The following is a 16,653-nucleotide window of genomic DNA, read 5'->3' as shown; positions in this document are numbered from 1 at the left end:
GCCGACAGGATAAACCTTTAAGCCGGACCTTCGGAGGCGAAAACGCTATCAAAGATGAATGACGGCCAGGTCCAGGCGTCCGTAATCCCCTTCGCCTTGTTCGCCGCGCGGCGGCACATGGTGGGTTTTCATCACCTGGTCGCCCTGCAGGGTTTCCAGGTGGATGTCGAACCCCCAAAGCCGATGCAGGTGCTTGAGGACCTCGTCCGTGGAATCGCCCAGCGGTTTGCGGTTGTGCTGTTGGTGACGCAGGGTCAGGGAACGATCACCACGACGGTCGATGCTGTAGATCTGCACGTTGGGCTCGCGATTACCGAGATTGTATTGCGCCGCCAGGGTTTCACGGATGACCCGGTAACCGCTCTCATCGTGGATGGCGGGCACCAGCAGGTCATCCTTCTGATCATCGTCCATGATGCTGAACAGCTTGAGGTCGCGGATCACCTTGGGCGAAAGGTACTGCAGGATGAAACTCTCGTCCTTGAAGCTGCTCATGGCGAATTTGATCGTGGAAAGCCAGTCCGAGCCGGCGATTTCCGGAAACCAGCGGCGATCCTCTTCGGTAGGGTCTTCACACATGCGCCGAATGTCGCGGTACATGGCAAAGCCCAGGGCATAAGGGTTGATGCCGCTGTAGTAGGGACTATCGAAGCCTGGCTGGAATACCACGCTGGTATGGGAGGTCAGGAACTCCATCATGAAGCCATCGGTGACCAGGCCCTCGTCGTACAGGTCGTTCATCAACGTGTAGTGCCAGAATGTTGCCCAGCCCTCGTTCATCACCTGGGTCTGGCGCTGAGGGTAGAAATACTGGGCGATCTTGCGCACGATGCGTACGATCTCGCGCTGCCAGGGTTCCAGCAGCGGCGCGTGTTTCTCGATGAAATAAAGGATGTTCTCCTGGGGCTCGGCAGGGAACCGCGCGTTGTCTTTCTCGCTGTACTTGTCCGCGCCTTTGGGAATGGTCCGCCAAAGATCGTTGATCTGCTTCTGCAGGTGTTCTTCACGGTCCTTCTGGCGTCGGCGCTCTTCCTCGGCGGAAATCGGATACGGCCGCTTGTAGCGGTCCACACCATAGTTCATCAGGGCGTGGCAGGAGTCCAGCAGGTCCTCCACCGCATCAATGCCGTGGCGTTCCTCGCACTGCATGATGTACTGCTTGGCGAACACCAGGTAATCGATGATCGAGCTGGCGTCGGTCCAGGTGCGGAACAGATAGTTGCCCTTGAAGAAGCTGTTGTGGCCATAGCAGGCATGCGCCACCACCAGCGCCTGCATGCAGATGGTGTTTTCTTCCATCAGGTAGGCGATGCAGGGATCGGAGTTGATCACGATCTCATAGGCCAGCCCCATCTGGCCGCGACTGTAGGATTTCTCCGTACTGAGGAAATGCTTGCCGTAGGACCAGTGGTGGTAGCCCAGTGGCATCCCTACGGATGCATAGGCGTCCATCATTTGCTCGGCGGTGATCACTTCGATCTGGTTGGGGTACGTGTCCAGGGCGTAACGGTCCGCGATACGGCTGATTTCGCGGTCATAGGCCTGGATCAGCTCGAATGTCCATTCGGAACCGGTGGAAATGGGCTGGCGCTTCTGCTCTTTTTTGGCGGTCATGTCACTAACCTGCGCTGGAAGAGTTCACGGAAGACCGGGTAGATATCCCCGGCCGAGACCAGTTGCTGTTGGGCAAATGTGTCGGAGAAGGCTTCGGCGATGCGTTCGTATTCGTACCACAGGGCCTGGTGTTCGCGTGGAGTAATTTCCACGTAGGTGTAGTACTGGACGAACGGCATGATCTGGTTGATCAGGATGTCACGGCAGATTGGCGAGTCGTCGTTCCAGTTATCGCCGTCGGACGCCTGGGCCGCATAGATGTTCCATTCATTGGCGGGGTAACGTTCGGCCATGATCTCCTGCATCAGTTTCAGCGCGCTGGACACGATCGTGCCGCCGGTTTCCCTGGAATAGAAAAACTCTTCCTCGTCGACTTCCCTGGCGCTGGTGTGGTGACGGATGAACACCACATCGATCTTGTCGTAGTTCCTCTTCAGGAACAGGTACAGCAGGATAAAGAAGCGCTTGGCGATGTCCTTGGTGGCTTGGGTCATGGAGCCGGAAACGTCCATCAGGCAGAACATCACGGCCTTCGAACTGGGATTCGGTTGTTTCACCAGGAGGTTGTATTTGAGGTCGAACGTGTCGAGGAACGGCACACGATGGATACGCGCGCTGAGTTTCTCGATTTCCGCTTCCAGGTCCTGAATATCGCCAAAATTGTCGGGTTCTTCACGTTTAAGGCGAGCCAGCTCTTCCTTGGCTTCGCGCAGTTTCGCCCGGCTACTGCCTGAGAGCGCGATTCGTCGGGCATGGGCCGAACGCAGGGTGCGAATGATATTGATGCGTGACGGATTACCCTCGTTGCTGATGCCGGCGCGCACGGTCTTGAAGGTGTCGGTACCGGTCAGGTTGCGCTTGACCAGGTTCGGCAGTTCCAGGTCCTCGAACATGAATTCGAGGAATTCCTCCTGGGTGATCTGGAATACGAACTCGTCCATGCCTTCGCCGGAATTGCCGGCCTTGCCGGGCCCCTTGCCGCCGCCTCCCCCCTGTGGGCGCGGGATGTGCTCGCCAGTGGTGAATTCCTTGTTTCCCGGGTGCACGACGGTCTGCTTGCCACCACGGCCGTGGTGAAGCACCGGCTCGTCGATGTCGCGGCCAGGGATGCTGATCTGCTCGCCATGCTCCATGTCCGTAATGGAACGACGGCTGACCGCCTCTTCGACGGCTTTCTTGATGTGGTCACGGTAACGCCGCAAGAAACGCTGGCGGTTCACCGTGCTCTTGTTCTTGCCATTCAGGCGTCGGTCGATCACATAGCTCATAGGTGACCCTCTGGGCAGCTTCAAGTGGTGAGCTACGAGCTGCAAGTAGAAGCGGTCGCCCGGAACCTGGAGTTCAGGCGATTCTGGCTTGCAGCTCGTCGCTTGTGGCTTGTGGCTGCGCTACTGTGATTTACGGACCCGCAGGTACCACTCGGAAAGCAGGCGTACCTGTTTGTCGGTGTAGCCACGTTCGACCATGCGTGTAACGAAGTCGTTGTGTTTTTGCTGGTCCTCCTTGCTGGCCTTGGCATTGAAGCTGATGACTGGCAGCAGGTCTTCGGTGTTGGAGAACATTTTTTTCTCGATAACCACCCGCAGCTTCTCGTAGCTGAGCCAGGTCGGGTTCTTGCCGTTGTTGTTGGCCCGGGCGCGCAGCACGAAGTTGACGATTTCGTTGCGGAAATCCTTCGGATTGCTGATGCCCGCCGGTTTTTCGATTTTTTCCAGTTCCTCGTTCAGTGCCACGCGATTGAGGATTTCGCCGGTTTCCGGGTCCCGGTATTCCTGGTCCTGGATCCAGAAATCTGCGTACAGCACATAACGATCGAAGATGTTCTGACCGTACTCGCTGTAGGACTCCAGATAGGCCGTCTGGATCTCCTTGCCGATGAACTCGATATAACGTGGAGCCAGGTATTCCTTGAGGAAGCGCAGGTACCGCTCACGGGTTTCAGCCTGGAACTGCTCCTGCTCGATCTGCTGTTCAAGTACATAAAGCAGATGGACTGGGTTGGCGGCAATTTCGTGAGGATCGAAGTTGAAGACCTTGGACAGGATCTTGAATGCGAAACGCGTGGAAAGACCATTCATGCCTTCGTCCACGCCCGCGTTGTCGCGGTATTCCTGGATCGACTTGGCCTTCGGATCGGTGTCCTTGAGGTTTTCACCGTCGTAGACGCGCATTTTCGAATAGATGTTGGAGTTTTCCGGCTCCTTGAGACGCGACAGCACGGTGAACTGGGCCAGCATCTTCAGCGTATCGGGGGCGCAATGGGCCTTGGACAGCGAACTGTTGAACAACAGCTTGTCGTAGATTTTTATCTCATCGGTCACCCGCAGGCAGTACGGCACCTTGACGATGTAGATCCGGTCGATGAAGGCTTCGTTGTTCTTGTTGTTGCGGAAGGTATGCCATTCCGACTCGTTGGAGTGGGCCAGCAGGATGCCGCTGAACGGGATCGCTCCCAGCCCTTCGGTACTGTTGTAGTTGCCTTCCTGGGTGGCAGTCAGGAGGGGGTGCAGCACCTTGATGGGCGCCTTGAACATCTCGACGAATTCCATCAGGCCCTGGTTGGCCCGGCACAGCGCGCCCGAATAGCTATAGGCGTCGGCGTCGTTCTGAGGGAATTCCTCCAGTTTGCGAATATCGACCTTACCCACCAGGGCAGAGATATCCTGGTTGTTTTCATCCCCGGGCTCGGTCTTGGCCACGGCGATCTGGTTAAGGATCGAGGGGTAGAGCTTGACCACCCGGAACTGGCTGATATCGCCGCCGAACTCGGCCAGGCGCTTGGTAGCCCATGGCGACATGATGGTATTGAGATAGCGCCGGGGAATGCCAAAGTCTTCCTCGAGAATCGCGCCGTCTTCGGTAGCGTTGAACAGCCCCAGTGGGGACTCGAACACCGGCGAACCCTTGATGGCATAGAAGGGCACTTTTTCGATCAGTTGCTTGAGCTTCTCGGCCAGGGACGATTTACCGCCACCGACGGGGCCGAGCAGATAGAGGATTTGTTTTTTCTCCTCCAGGCCTTGGGCGGCATGGCGGAAATAGGAAACGATCTGTTCGATGCATTCTTCCATCCCGTGGAAGTCCGCAAAGGCCGGATAGCGGCGAATCACCTTGTTGGAAAAGATTCGCGAGAGCCTCGAGTTGGTCGAGGTATCCAGCAGTTCCGGTTCTCCGATTGCCAGCAACAGACGCTCCGCGGCCGATGCGTAGGCACTGCGGTCCTGCTTGCAGAGTTCGAGGTATTCCTGCAGCGAGTACTCCTCCTGCCGCGTGGACTCGAAACGTTGCTGGAAGTGGCTAAAAATACTCATGACGTCACCTCGCTCGATACGTGGAGCCGGTGTCGGATCAATCAGTCGATGCTGGACAGCCGCTGGGAACCCAGTTGCCGTTTACCCCCCAGAATGCTTTCAAGAACGCTGGCTCCTGAAAGCTGACTCCCGATGACCCGCGCGCCGGTGTACCGGCTCTCCCCTGTTTTGGATGGCCTGAGGCTAAGGATAGTTCGGAATCCGAGAGGTAAAGGTGGAATACGTAATTAGTTATGGCAGACCGTTCGTCTGCCATCGCCCAAGCCCGCGGTTCTCGTGGGCTTGGCTGTCATAAAAAATTATTCGTGAGTGCCTTGCACTGTTTCGTCAGGATAAGTTGCGCGCCACAGCTCAAAACCGCCGTCCAGGCTGTAGACATCGCTGAAGCCCTGGCTGACCAGGTAACCCGCTGCGCTCTGGCTGGAGTTGCCGTGGTAGCAGACCACAACGGTAGGCGCATCGAGATCGGCGGCACGGATGAAGTCGGCGATGGAATGGTTGTCCAGGTGTTTGGATCCCGGAATATGGTTCATGGCGTAAGTCTGCGGGTCGCGCACATCGACGACGACAGCGCCCTGCTCACGCAGGGCCTGGGCTTGTTCGGGAGGGATGCGTTTGAATTCGGTCATACGGGACTCCTGTGGCCTTGAGAGCAATGCCGATCAAATGGCAGTGCCGGCCGGCAATGATGCGGTGGTCGGTTGGTGGGGTCTGGCATGCCCCTTCTCGTCGCAATCGCAGCGCAGCAACTCGCCGCTGTCGACATTCATCAGTGTCAGCGCGCTGCCCCAGACACAGCCCGTATCGAGGGCAAAGACCCCTGGCTCGTCGCTTTGGCCTTCAAGCGCGGCCCAATGGCCGAAGATGATCTTCAGGTTACGGGTCTTGCGCTCCTTGTGCTTGAACCAGGGCGCATAGCCGGGCGGAGCGGTTTCGATGCCTTCCTTGCCCTTGAGATCAAGCTTGCCATCACGGGTGCAGAAGCGCATCCGGGTGAAATAATTGGTAATGACCCTGAGGCGGGCGGCGCCGGTGAGGTCGTTGTCCCACTTCACCGGTTCGTTGCCGTACATGCCATCCAGGTAGGGGCCGAACAGGTTGTCATCGCGCAACGCCTGCTCCACTTCGCCTGCGCACTTGAGCGCCTTGCGCAAAGACCATTGGGGCGGAATGCCGGCATGGACCAGCGCCAGGTTGCGCGCCTCGTCGTAGTGCATGAGCTTCTGCTGGCGCAGCCATTCAAGCAGCTCGACGCAATCAGGCGCGTCGAGGATTTCCTTCAGGGTATCGGACTTCTTCAGGCGCTCGATGTTCTGCCAGGCCGCCAGCAGGTGCAGGTCATGGTTACCCAGCACGCAAACCAGCGAATCGCGGATGCCGTAGAGGAAGCGCAAGGTTTCAAGCGACTGCGGCCCCCGGTTGACCAGGTCGCCCACGAGCCACAGGGTGTCTTCACGTGGGTCGAAGGCGACCCGCTCCAGCAGGCACTTGAGCGGGTCTAGGCAGCCTTGCAGGTCGCCGACCGCGTACGTGGCCATCAGTGCAACGCTCCTGGCACCGCCAGGCGAAAGGGCTTGATGACCGCGTCGAAGCGTTTGCCGTCCTCGGCCAGCATCTGGTAGGTGCCCTGCATGGTGCCGACCTTGGTCGTCATCACGGTGCCGCTGCTGTAGCTGTGGCTTTGGCCTGCGTCGATCAACGGTTGCTGACCGACCACACCCTCGCCACGGACTTCTTCGACGTGCCCGTCGCCGTCGGTAATGATCCAGTGCCGTGACAGCAGTCGGGCTGGCAACGAGCCGTTGTTGCGCACAGTGATGGTGTAGGCAAAGGCGAAGCGGTTGTGCTCGGGTTGCGACTGTTCAGCGAGAAAGCGGGTGGCGACGCTGACGTCGACCTGATAACGGGGATCGGACATGCAAAAGGGCCTTGGAAGCGGGACGCGGGCGTAACTGAGGGAATCAGTCTAGGCCAAGTATCGGGTAGTAGACCAGACTGGCGTACTGCCCGATAGCGACCATTGAACGTCAGATGGCGTCGGTATCTGGCGCGACCTGTTCGCTGAGCTTGTCGGCCAGGCGGACGAAGGCTGCGAGGTCCAGTTGCTCCGGACGCAGGCTGCCATCGACGCCGGCGGCTTCGATTTCGGCACTGCTGAGCAACAGTTTCAGGGTGTTGCGCAGGGTTTTACGGCGCTGGTTGAACGCTTCGCGTACCAGACGCTCCAGCAGGCGATGGTCCTTGGCGGGATGCGGCAGGACCGCATGAGGCACAAGCCGGACGATGGCGGAGTCGACTTTCGGCGGCGGGTTGAACGCACCGGGGCCTACGTTGAACAGGTGATCAACCCGGCAATGATACTGGACCATGATCGACAAACGACCCCAGTCACCTCCGCCAGGCCCGGCGGCGAGACGCTCGACCACTTCTTTCTGCAGCATGAAGTGCATGTCGCGGATCAGGCCGGCATTGTTCAGCAGGTGAAAAATCAGCGGCGTCGAGATGTTGTACGGCAGGTTGCCCACGACTCGAAGGCTGCCCGGTGCGGCATTCAGGCTGTTGAAGTCGAATTTCAGCGCATCGCCCTGATGCAGGTTGAAATTGCTCTTACCGGCGAACTGCTGGTTGAGAATCGGTACCAGGTCCTTGTCCAGCTCCACCACGTCCAGTTGCGCGCCGCTGCCAAGCAACCCTTCGGTCAGTGCGCCCTGGCCCGGCCCGATCTCGAGCATACGGTCATCGGGCTTGGCATTGATGGAGCGCAGGATGCGGTCGATAACGCCGGCGTCATGCAGGAAGTTCTGGCCGAAGCGCTTGCGCGCGCGGTGTTGGTATTGCTCGGTCATAAATGGGTCTCGGCCATCTGGTAGGCGGTTTCCAGCGCGACTTGCAGGCTCCCGGTGTCGATCCTGCCGCTGCCGGCCAAATCCAGGGCGGTGCCGTGATCCACGGATGTGCGGATGATCGGCAGGCCCAGGGTCACGTTGACCGCCGCACCGAAACCTTTGTATTTCAGCACGGGCAGGCCCTGGTCGTGGTACATCGCCAGCACCGCATCGCAGTGCTCCAGATATTTGGGGGTAAACAGAGTGTCGGCAGGCAGCGGGCCACGCAGGTCCATGCCCTCGCTGCGCAAGCGCTCCAGTGTGGGTTCGATGATGTCGATTTCTTCATGGCCCAGATGCCCGCCTTCGCCGGCATGCGGATTCAGCCCGCACACCAGGATGCGGGGCCGGGCGATGCCGAATTTTTCCTGGAGGTCGGCGTGCAATATCCGCGTAACGCGTTCGAGGCGTTCCGGGGTAATGGCGTCGGCGATGTCTCGCAGGGGCAGGTGAGTGGTGACCAGAGCCACGCGAAGGCCACGGGTGGCGAGCATCATCACCACTTGCGCGGTATGGGTCAGGTCGGCCAGGAATTCGGTGTGTCCGGAAAAATGAATGCCGGATTCATTGATCACACCCTTGTGTACCGGCGCCGTGATCATGCCGGCGAAAGCCCCATCCAGGCAGCCTTGGCCGGCGCGGGTCAGGGTCTGCAGCACGAATGCTGCGTTGGCCTTGTCCAGCTGGCCTGCGGTGACAGGTGCGCCCAGCGGCGTATCCCATACATACAGGCTACCGGCGGGAGCGGGGAAATCCGGCCAAGCGTCCGGCGTCACTGGCAACAGGTCGACGGCCACCCCCAACTGCGCGGCCCGCTCAAGGAGCAGGTCGTGGTTGGTGATGGCGATCAGAGGGTGTGGTTGGACTTGCGAGGCGAGCAGCAGGCACAGGTCGGGACCGATGCCGGCAGGCTCGCCGGGAGTCAGCGCGAAACGCTTGGGTTTCACTGCGCTGCCTGGTCTGCACCAGGGAGTTTGATCTCGACGTAGGCTTCGTCGCGAATCTGGCGCAGCCAGGTTTGCAGCTCTTCGTCGTACTTGCGGTTACGCAATACCGTCAACGCCTGTTGTTCGCGCGCCTGGGTGGTGCTGTCGGTGGCGCGACGGCCAAGGACTTCCAGGACATGCCAGCCATAAGGGCTCTTGAACGGCTTGGACAGTTGGCCTTGCGGTGTTTCGGCCATGACCTGGCGGAACTCGGGAACCAGCGCGTTCGGGTCGACCCAGTTCAGGTCGCCGCCGTTCAGGGCCGAGCCCGGGTCTTCCGAGAAGCTCTTCGCCAGCTCGGCGAAGTCTTCGCCGGAGGTGATGCGTTCGTACAGTTTCTCGGCCAGACGCTTGGTCTCGGCTTCGCTGCGGATCTCGCTTGGCTTGATCAGGATATGACGAACATGTACTTCGTCACGCACCTGGGTACCGCCACCACGTTTTTCCAGCAGCTTCAGGATAATGAAGCCGCCAGGCGTGCGGGCTGGCTGGGTGATGTCGCCCACGGCCATGGTGCTCAGCTCGCGATCGAACGGAGGCGGCAGCTGGGCGGCCTTGCGCCAGCCCATGTCACCGCCTTCCAGAGCGTTTTCACTGGCCGAACGGGCTACCGCCATCTGGCTGAAGTCAGCGCCTTGCTTGAGCTGCTGGTAAATGTCCATTGCCTGGCGATAAGCGCTCTGGATCGCTTCCGAATTGGCGCTTTCCGGCGTAGGAATCAGGATGTTTGCCAGGTGCAGTTCTTCCGAAAGCTGCATCTTGCCCAAGTCGGAGGCGAGGAAGTTCTTCACTTCCTGCTCGGAAACCTGGATGCGTTCGGCGACGCGGCGCTGACGCACACGGCTGATGACCATCTCGCGACGGATCTGGTCGCGGGCGTCGTCAAACGACAGGCCATCGCGCGCCAGGGCAGCGCGGAACTGGTCGACAGTCATGTTATTGCGCTGGGCAATGGTGCCGACGGCCTGGTTCAGTTCTTCATCGGTGATGCGGATGCCGGAACGCTCGCCAATCTGCAACTGCAGGTTCTCGACGATCAGGCGCTCCAGCACCTGTTGGTCCAGCACACCCGGTGGCGGCAAGCCACCGCCACGCTTGGCGATGGTTTGCTGAACTTCATGGACCCGCTGGTCCAACTGGCTCTGCATGACCACGTCGTTGTCGACGATGGCCACGACCTTGTCGATGGACTGTACCGCGGCGTTCGCCGCGGTACCCAGGAACAGCGCGCCCAGCATCAGCGGGCGCAGACAATCAGAAAGCTTGGTCTTCACGTTCACGATAACCTTGAATGCCTTTGTCGAGGAAGCTCTCTACCTTGGCGCCGGTGAGGCCGCCGAGTCCCTTCAGAACAATTTGGAGGAAGACGCCGTGGTCGCCTTTTTCGTTTTCCGGGGCGGCTTGACTGAATTCTTCATAGTCGACCCAGTAACGGTTGATCAGGCGCAGTTTCCAGCAGCAGTTGTCGTATTCGAAACCACCGAAGGCTTCCAGGGTACGGTTGCGGTTGTAGTCATACTGCCAGCGGCTGATCACGTTCCACTGCGGCACGATCGGCCAGATGACCGAGAAGTCGTGCTGTTTGATCTTGTAATAGTCCTTCACGTAGCCAGGAGTGCCCGGCGTACCGTAGTCGCCTCCACCCACTTGCCAGCGACCGGTGGTTTCGTCGTAACGGACCAGGTCGTTGCGATAGCGATAACCGGCGTTGATGACCTTGTTCGGATTGTCTTCAGGCTGGTAGTGGAACATCGCACTGCCCGAACGCGGGCTGTGGCTGTCCGGATCCCAGTTGTAGTCGGCGGTGGTGCGCCAGTCGCGGTTCCAGCGGTATTCGTATTCCAGCGCGTAAGGCGAAACGCTTGAATGGGCGTCTTCGCGAGTCCTGAAGTCAATACCCGGCAGTTGGACTTCGCGGTCCTTGAAATAGAAGGCCTGGCCGACGCTGATGCGCTGACGTTCGAAGCCATCTTCCTGGATCCAGCGATTGGTCACGCCCAGCGACAGCTTGTTCTCGTCGCCGACACGGTCGGAACCGGAGAAGCGATTGTCCCGGAACAGCGAGGCGTAGTTGAAGGTGCTTTCGCTGGTGTCGAAGACCGGGATATCGCTCTGATCTTTCTCCGGTACGTAGAGATAGAACAGGCGCGGCTCCAGCGTCTGGCGATAATTCTTGCCGAACCATTGGGTATCACGGTCGAAGTACAGGCCGCTGTCGATGCTGGCGATAGGGACGCCACGGTTCTGGCTGCTGCCGTAGGTGCCGTTCAGGCGATCACCTTCAGCGTTCTGGTCGGCGATATCCTGCTTGCCCTGGCTATCCAGGTCAAGATCGTATTGGGTGTACTGGTACTTGAGCGACGGCTTGATGAAGCCGTAGCTTGCATTCATCGGCAGGCTGACAACGGGGGCCAGGTTCATCCGGTCGCCAGTAGCACGGGCCAGGCCTCTGACGTTGGTATCGAGGAACGGCGTGCCGACGATCCCGGTAACAGGATCAACGGGACCGCCATTTTCGTCTAGATAGTTCCCAGTCCTCAAGTCCCTATCAAACCGCACGAACTCAGTGTTATAGGCGAAATCCAGACCATACGGATGCTGTGGCAGAAAACCGTTGAAGGTGATTTGCGGCAAGCGGTCATAAGGCGTGATGTTGGAAATCGTGGCCATCTGGAACGCCTGGACGTTCAGCCGAGCGGTGTAGGTATCGCCCCGGTAGCTGACCGCACCCTGCTGGTTCACGAAGTTCCTGGATTCCACGCCGATCTGATCGGTCTGCAGATCCTGGAAGTAATACGGATCGCTGATCTTCGTGTAGTCGACTTCTGTCAGTACACGTGAATCCAGCCCGCCCTTGTGCTGCCAGTTGTACATGTAGCGGGTCTTGCTGTAGTCGGTCTGCCTGGCGCGCTCGTCTTCTTCGTCGTTGAGGTACGCCGCGCCGAACTGGCCTTCGCTGGACTTGGTCAGGTAGCGGAATTCGCCTTCCATCAACAGGCCGCGCTTGCTCATGTAGCGTGGGTACAACGTGGCGTCGTAGTTAGGCGCCAGGTTGAAGTAGTACGGAGTGACCAGCAGGAAGCCGGTGTCGCTGCCGCTGCCGATGGTCGGTGGCAGGAAGCCGGACTGGCGACGGTCGTCGATCGGGAAGTAGATGTACGGCGTATACAGGACCGGAAAGTCCTTGACCCGCAGCGTCACGTTGGTAGCGGTGCCGAATCCGGTGGCCGGGTTCAGGGTGATGTTGTTGCCCTTGAGCGTCCAGGCGTTGCTGCCCGGCTCGCACGTGGTGTACGTACCGTCCTTGAGGCGGATGATCGCGTTCTCGGCGCGCTTGGCGTACAGCGCGTTACCGCGGATGCGCGATTTGTGCATCACGTATTCGGCGTTGTCGACCTTGGCTTCACCGGTGTCCAGCTGCACATCGGCGTGGTCGCCGACAATCAGCGCACCGTTGTCGCGAACTCGCACGTTGCCGCTCAGCTCGCCGCGGTTCTCGGCCTGGTACAGGCTGGCCTCGTCGGCCTCGACCTGCATGCTGCCCTGACGCATGACCACGTCACCGGCCAGGGTCGCCACTTGCTGTTCCTGCTCGTAGCGTGAAGCCTTGGCGCCGAGGAACGTCGGAGCGTCACTCTTGGCGGTCTTGTCGTTCATGCCTGGGCGAGACGGCTCGATGTACGCGCCCGCGCAGTACGGGCCGGTTTCAGCCAGTTGCGCAGGCGTGAGGTTCTCGCGCGGAACCCAGTCCAGGTGACTGTAGTCTGCACTGCGCGACTTCAGGCCGCGGCCCTTGGATTCGGTAACGAGCATCGGCTTATCGCCGGCTACCTCGCCCGAATCGCTGTCGGCCGGAGCGCTGCCGCTGTCGGCAACCGCACTGCCTTCATGCACCGGGCGCGGCGGCAATGCAGCGGCCGGCGCTTTGGGTGAACAGTCCCAGGCACCCGAAGCGGAGACGGAACAGTCATACTGCTGCGCCGCGACGACGAATGAAGAGGCCAGGGGTTGCAGAGCCAGCAGACTGCCGGTGACCAGCAACGGAAATTTTTTACGAAACGCGGGGGATTTCAATGCCATCTTATTAGTCCGGGCTTCCTGCGTGCCATCTGCCCGCGGTGTGGGCCGCACGCCTCTCGATGGTCTGAAAAAGATGCTGGATAATAAAGCATGACCCGCTTGACGGCTAGCGCCGTCGGAGACCCTTGCAATGCCTGACCAAGATGTACGCTTGCAACACCTGAAAGTTTGGCTCGATGAGCAGCTACCAATCCTCTTCACCCAACAAGGCTGGGGCGCCGTACCCCCGGCCACGTTGACTGCGGCCAGCAGTGACGCGAGTTTCCGGCGGTACTTCCGCTGGCAGGGTGAGGGCCGCAGCCTGATCGTGATGGACGCGCCACCGCCCCAGGAAAACTGCAAACCGTTCGTGGATATTGCTTTTTTGCTGGCGAAATCCGGGATCAACGTGCCGAAAATTTATGCCGAAGACCTCGAACGCGGGTTTCTTTTGCTCAATGACCTGGGCAACCAGACCTATCTGGACGTGATCAACGGCGAAAATGCCGACGATCTGTTCGGCGATGCCCTGCAAGCCTTGTTGGCTTTTCAGCAGTTGCCGATGGTCGCGCCGCTGCCCAGCTACGACGTCGCGTTATTGCGCCGCGAGTTGGAGTTGTTCCCCGAGTGGTACGTCAAGCGTGAGCTGGGAATCGAGTTCGATACGGCCCAGCAGCAACTGTGGCAGCAGGCATCCGACCTGCTGATCAACAGTGCCCTGGCCCAGCCGAAAGTACTGGTGCACCGCGACTACATGCCGCGCAACCTGATGCTCAGCGAACCCAACCCAGGCGTACTGGATTTCCAGGACGCGGTCTATGGCCCGGTGACCTACGATGTGACGTGCCTGTTCAAGGACGCCTTCCTCAGTTGGCCGGAAGAACGCGTGCGCGGCTGGCTGGAAGATTATTGGCGGCAGGCCGGCACGCTCGGCATTCCGGTCCAGCCGGATTTCGAGGATTTCCTGCGTGCCAGCGACCTGATGGGCGTGCAACGCCATCTCAAGGTGATCGGCATCTTCGCGCGCATTTGCCACCGCGATGGCAAGCCGCGTTACCTGGCTGACGTGCCGCGTTTCTTCGCCTATATAGAAGCGGTCATTGCCCGTCGTCCGGAACTGGCACCGTTGGACGAGTTGCTCCGCAGCCTGCGCCAAGCGGATGGAGCGAGCGCATGAAGGCGATGATCCTGGCGGCGGGCAAAGGCGAGCGCATGCGGCCCCTGACCCTCACTACCCCCAAGCCGTTGATTCGCGTCGGCGGCATCCCGTTGATCGAGTACCACCTGCGGGCATTGGCCACGGCCGGGTTCACCGAAATCGTGATCAACCATGCCTGGCTCGGCCAGCAGATCGAAGATCACCTAGGCGACGGTTCGCGGTTTGGCGTGCAGATCCGCTATTCGCCGGAGGGTGAGCCGCTGGAAACCGGCGGCGGAATTTTCCGCGCGCTGCCGCTGCTGGGTAACGATGCGTTTCTGGTGGTCAACGGCGATATCTGGACCGATTACGATTTCAGCGCCCTGCGCCAGCCGATCCAGGGGTTGGCGCACCTGGTGCTGGTGGACAATCCGGAGCATCACCCCGAGGGTGATTTCATGCTGGCTGGCGGCCAGGTTAATGACGGCGGGCCTGGTGCCGATAAGCTGACATACAGCGGCATCGCCGTGCTGGATCCACAGCTGTTTGCCGGCTGCGCCGATGGCGCATTCAAGCTGGCCCCGCTGTTTCGCCGCGCCATGGCCGCAGGGCAGGTCAGCGGTTCGCGCCTGGAAGGACGCTGGGTCGATGTGGGTACTCACGAACGTTTGTCGCAAGTCGAAAAACTGATAGAAGCGAGCTGTTGATATGTGGTGGCCAGGGACTCTGATTGGAGCGGGGGCGGGCTTTGCCATTGCCAGCATCCCGGGGGCCATGCTCGGCGCATTGTTGGGGCAGGCGCTGGACCGGCGTCTGAATCTGCACGGCTGGGCCCAGGTGCGCGAGCGCCTGGGCGGGCGCCCGGCGTTGCGCAACGATGAACTGTTGTTCGTCTTGCTCGGTCGCCTGGCGAAGATCGACGGGCGCGTGGTCGATGGTCACATCCAGCAGGCGCGTCTGGAAATGCGCGCTCTGGACCTGAGCGAACCGGCGCAACGTCGGGCTATCGCGGCCTTTAATCGGGGCAAATCGGGAAACGATCGGCTGCGTGGTTATCTGCGTCGCCTGAGTGCCCAGCCGCATGCGGCTGAAGGCGTGCTTCGGGCCTGCTGGCGGATGGTCTGGGCCGACGGCCGTGCCGGTGTAGCCGAACGTGAGTTGCTCGCCCAGTGGGGCAAGTGGCTGGGTTGGACGCCGCAGCAGGTCCAGGCGTTGGCGATGGACTACGAGCCGCAGAAACCGGGGTTGCCCAGCAGTGGCTTGACGTATCAGGAGGCGTTGCGGCTGTTAGGGGTTTCGGCCAGCAGCGAACCGTCGCAAATCAAGCGCGCTTACCGCCGCCTGATCAGTCGTCATCACCCGGACAAGATCGCCGGCAGCGGGGCGACAGCCTTGCAGGTACGCGAAGCAACCGACAAGACCCGCGAGCTGCACAACGCCTATCGCTTGATTCGCGAGCGCAGGGATTTTCGCTAGCTCCGTTGATGCAGCTGCCGTGGCGAGGGGATTTATCCCCGCTGGAGTGCGAAGCGCTCCCAAAAACAATCTCGGGGCATGGCTGGCCCTGGCGTCGACAAGTTGTGGGGCTGCTGCGCAGCCCAGCGGGGATAAATCCCCTCGCCACAGTACTGGTTCACTTGAGGTATCAGTCTGTCTGCGGACTCAACCACCCCCGAACCCGTCGAAACAGCTGTTCCTGCTGCGCCGTTGCGTTGGGCAGTGCCTTGAGGGAAACCTGGCTGAAGCTCGACCCTTTCAGTCGTTTGCTGGCTTGCAGGCGCTCCAGGGCCGCGTTGCGGTCCGTCGGTTTGTCCATATAAAAGATGTCTGCCGTTGCCAGCTTCAGGTTCGGTGTCAGCTCGGCGAGGCCGGGCTTGGCGGTGACGGGTGTCTGGGCCGCGACCATCACGAAGCGCTGGATTTGCGTGGGTTGTCTTTCGCCAAGATAGCGCGCCGCCCAATAGGCGCCGGTGCCGTGGCCCAGCAAGACGATACTGCGGGCGCTCTGTTGCTCGGCGTAGGCCAATGCCGCGTCGATACGGGCGAAAATCCGTTCGGCGTCGGCCTTGTCGGATTCTTCGCCGGTTTCGGCGGAGGCCGGCTCAGCCGCGTCGGCCTCGCCGCCGGCGACCTGCTCGATCGGGGCCGCGGTGGTTGCGTCGGGGGCTGCCGCAGCGATGTCGGCCGGCTTGGTCTCCGGCGGTGTTTCCGCCGCGCGGGGTGCGATAACGTCGCTCTGCATGTCCGGCAGCGTAATACTCAGGCTGCTCCATTCGGCATCCGGCAGTTTTTTGCGCAGCGGGCTGATGACCTGCGGCCAGTCAGCCGTTTCGCCGGCGCCAGGGACGATGATGACCACGCCCTTGGGCTCGCTGGTGTTGGCCGGCTTCCAGAGGGCAAGGAAAGCATCGCTGCCGGTTTGCAGCTGTTGTTGTTCCTGGGCTGGGACTTTTCGTGCGAGCGCCGCCGCTTCTTCCTGGCTACGCTCGAGCAAAGGCTGGCGCTCGGCCGGTTTCGCCTCGGCGGGTTGATCGCCCGCGGCGGGCGTCGTTTCACCGGCCTGTACAGAAAATGCACTCGGCAGGATCAGCGACAGGCACAATGCAGGCAGTGTCAGGCGGTTAACAAAGGACATCGGATATTCCATGACCAGAAGTATT

At 60.4% G+C, this 16,653-nt stretch carries 14 protein-coding genes; 3 read left to right on the top strand and 11 right to left on the bottom strand.

The genetic code is table 11. The features are described from left to right. Nucleotides 1-48: 48 nt before the first annotated feature. From J3P86_RS24180 to J3P86_RS24135, 10 genes are all read right to left on the bottom strand, one after another. On the bottom strand, nucleotides 49-1,614 hold the full coding sequence (locus J3P86_RS24180) for a SpoVR family protein (RefSeq protein WP_305498391.1): 1,566 nt from the start codon (nucleotides 1,612-1,614) through the stop codon (nucleotides 49-51). Further along, entirely contained in the window at nucleotides 1,611-2,882 is a 1,272-nt protein-coding gene (locus J3P86_RS24175; RefSeq protein ID WP_305498393.1) for a YeaH/YhbH family protein, read from the bottom strand. Before J3P86_RS24175 ends, J3P86_RS24180 begins: the two co-directional genes overlap by 4 nt. A gap of 120 nt (nucleotides 2,883-3,002) precedes the next feature. After that, a complete protein-coding gene (locus J3P86_RS24170) occupies nucleotides 3,003-4,925 on the bottom strand; it encodes a PrkA family serine protein kinase (protein WP_305498395.1) in 1,923 nt (640 codons plus the stop codon). 299 nt (nucleotides 4,926-5,224) lie between these two features. Then, entirely contained in the window at nucleotides 5,225-5,554 is a 330-nt protein-coding gene (gene glpE / locus J3P86_RS24165) for a thiosulfate sulfurtransferase GlpE (RefSeq protein ID WP_434627694.1), read from the bottom strand. A gap of 33 nt (nucleotides 5,555-5,587) precedes the next feature. Next, nucleotides 5,588-6,463, bottom strand: coding sequence for a symmetrical bis(5'-nucleosyl)-tetraphosphatase (locus tag J3P86_RS24160; RefSeq protein ID WP_434627696.1), 876 nt, complete (start codon nucleotides 6,461-6,463; stop codon nucleotides 5,588-5,590). Continuing rightward, on the bottom strand, nucleotides 6,463-6,843 hold the full coding sequence (gene apaG / locus J3P86_RS24155) for a Co2+/Mg2+ efflux protein ApaG (RefSeq protein WP_305498400.1): 381 nt from the start codon (nucleotides 6,841-6,843) through the stop codon (nucleotides 6,463-6,465). Before apaG ends, J3P86_RS24160 begins: the two co-directional genes overlap by 1 nt. A gap of 109 nt (nucleotides 6,844-6,952) precedes the next feature. Then, the gene (gene rsmA / locus J3P86_RS24150) at nucleotides 6,953-7,771 is read right to left on the bottom strand and encodes a 16S rRNA (adenine(1518)-N(6)/adenine(1519)-N(6))-dimethyltransferase RsmA (RefSeq protein ID WP_434627699.1); all 819 of its coding nucleotides are present in this window, start codon (nucleotides 7,769-7,771) and stop codon (nucleotides 6,953-6,955) included. Further along, nucleotides 7,768-8,757, bottom strand: a complete 990-nt coding sequence (gene pdxA / locus J3P86_RS24145) for a 4-hydroxythreonine-4-phosphate dehydrogenase PdxA (RefSeq protein WP_434699003.1) — start codon at nucleotides 8,755-8,757, stop codon at nucleotides 7,768-7,770. The genes rsmA and pdxA overlap by 4 nt, the downstream gene beginning before the upstream one ends. Beyond that, nucleotides 8,754-10,070, bottom strand: a complete 1,317-nt coding sequence (gene surA / locus J3P86_RS24140; protein WP_305498405.1) for a peptidylprolyl isomerase SurA — start codon at nucleotides 10,068-10,070, stop codon at nucleotides 8,754-8,756. Before surA ends, pdxA begins: the two co-directional genes overlap by 4 nt. After that, nucleotides 10,051-12,876 (bottom strand): LPS-assembly protein LptD, encoded by a 2,826-nt coding sequence (locus J3P86_RS24135; protein WP_434699002.1) that lies wholly within the window; start codon nucleotides 12,874-12,876, stop codon nucleotides 10,051-10,053. The genes surA and J3P86_RS24135 overlap by 20 nt, the downstream gene beginning before the upstream one ends. A gap of 130 nt (nucleotides 12,877-13,006) precedes the next feature. Here J3P86_RS24135 and J3P86_RS24130 point away from each other — a divergent pair, with 130 nt between their 5' ends. The 3 genes from J3P86_RS24130 to J3P86_RS24120 are packed head-to-tail and all read left to right on the top strand — an operon-like array spanning nucleotide 13,007 to nucleotide 15,469. Next, complete coding sequence (locus tag J3P86_RS24130; RefSeq protein ID WP_434627709.1) at nucleotides 13,007-14,032, top strand: aminoglycoside phosphotransferase family protein; 1,026 nt, start codon at nucleotides 13,007-13,009, stop codon at nucleotides 14,030-14,032. Next, complete coding sequence (murU, locus tag J3P86_RS24125; protein ID WP_434627712.1) at nucleotides 14,029-14,700, top strand: N-acetylmuramate alpha-1-phosphate uridylyltransferase MurU; 672 nt, start codon at nucleotides 14,029-14,031, stop codon at nucleotides 14,698-14,700. Before J3P86_RS24130 ends, murU begins: the two co-directional genes overlap by 4 nt. A gap of 1 nt (nucleotide 14,701) precedes the next feature. Then, complete coding sequence (locus tag J3P86_RS24120; RefSeq protein WP_434699001.1) at nucleotides 14,702-15,469, top strand: TerB family tellurite resistance protein; 768 nt, start codon at nucleotides 14,702-14,704, stop codon at nucleotides 15,467-15,469. A 169-nt stretch (nucleotides 15,470-15,638) separates the two neighbouring features. Here the strand turns inward: J3P86_RS24120 and J3P86_RS24115 are convergent, their stop codons facing one another. Continuing rightward, entirely contained in the window at nucleotides 15,639-16,628 is a 990-nt protein-coding gene (locus J3P86_RS24115; protein ID WP_434699000.1) for an alpha/beta hydrolase family protein, read from the bottom strand. Nucleotides 16,629-16,653: the final 25 nt, after the last annotated feature.

It is taken from the genome of Pseudomonas sp. D1-1, from assembly GCF_051132225.1.
Lineage (GTDB): Bacteria > Pseudomonadota > Gammaproteobacteria > Pseudomonadales > Pseudomonadaceae > Aquipseudomonas.
Note: the sequence above shows the minus strand (reverse complement) of the source record. Positions and strands in the feature narration are given on the sequence as shown.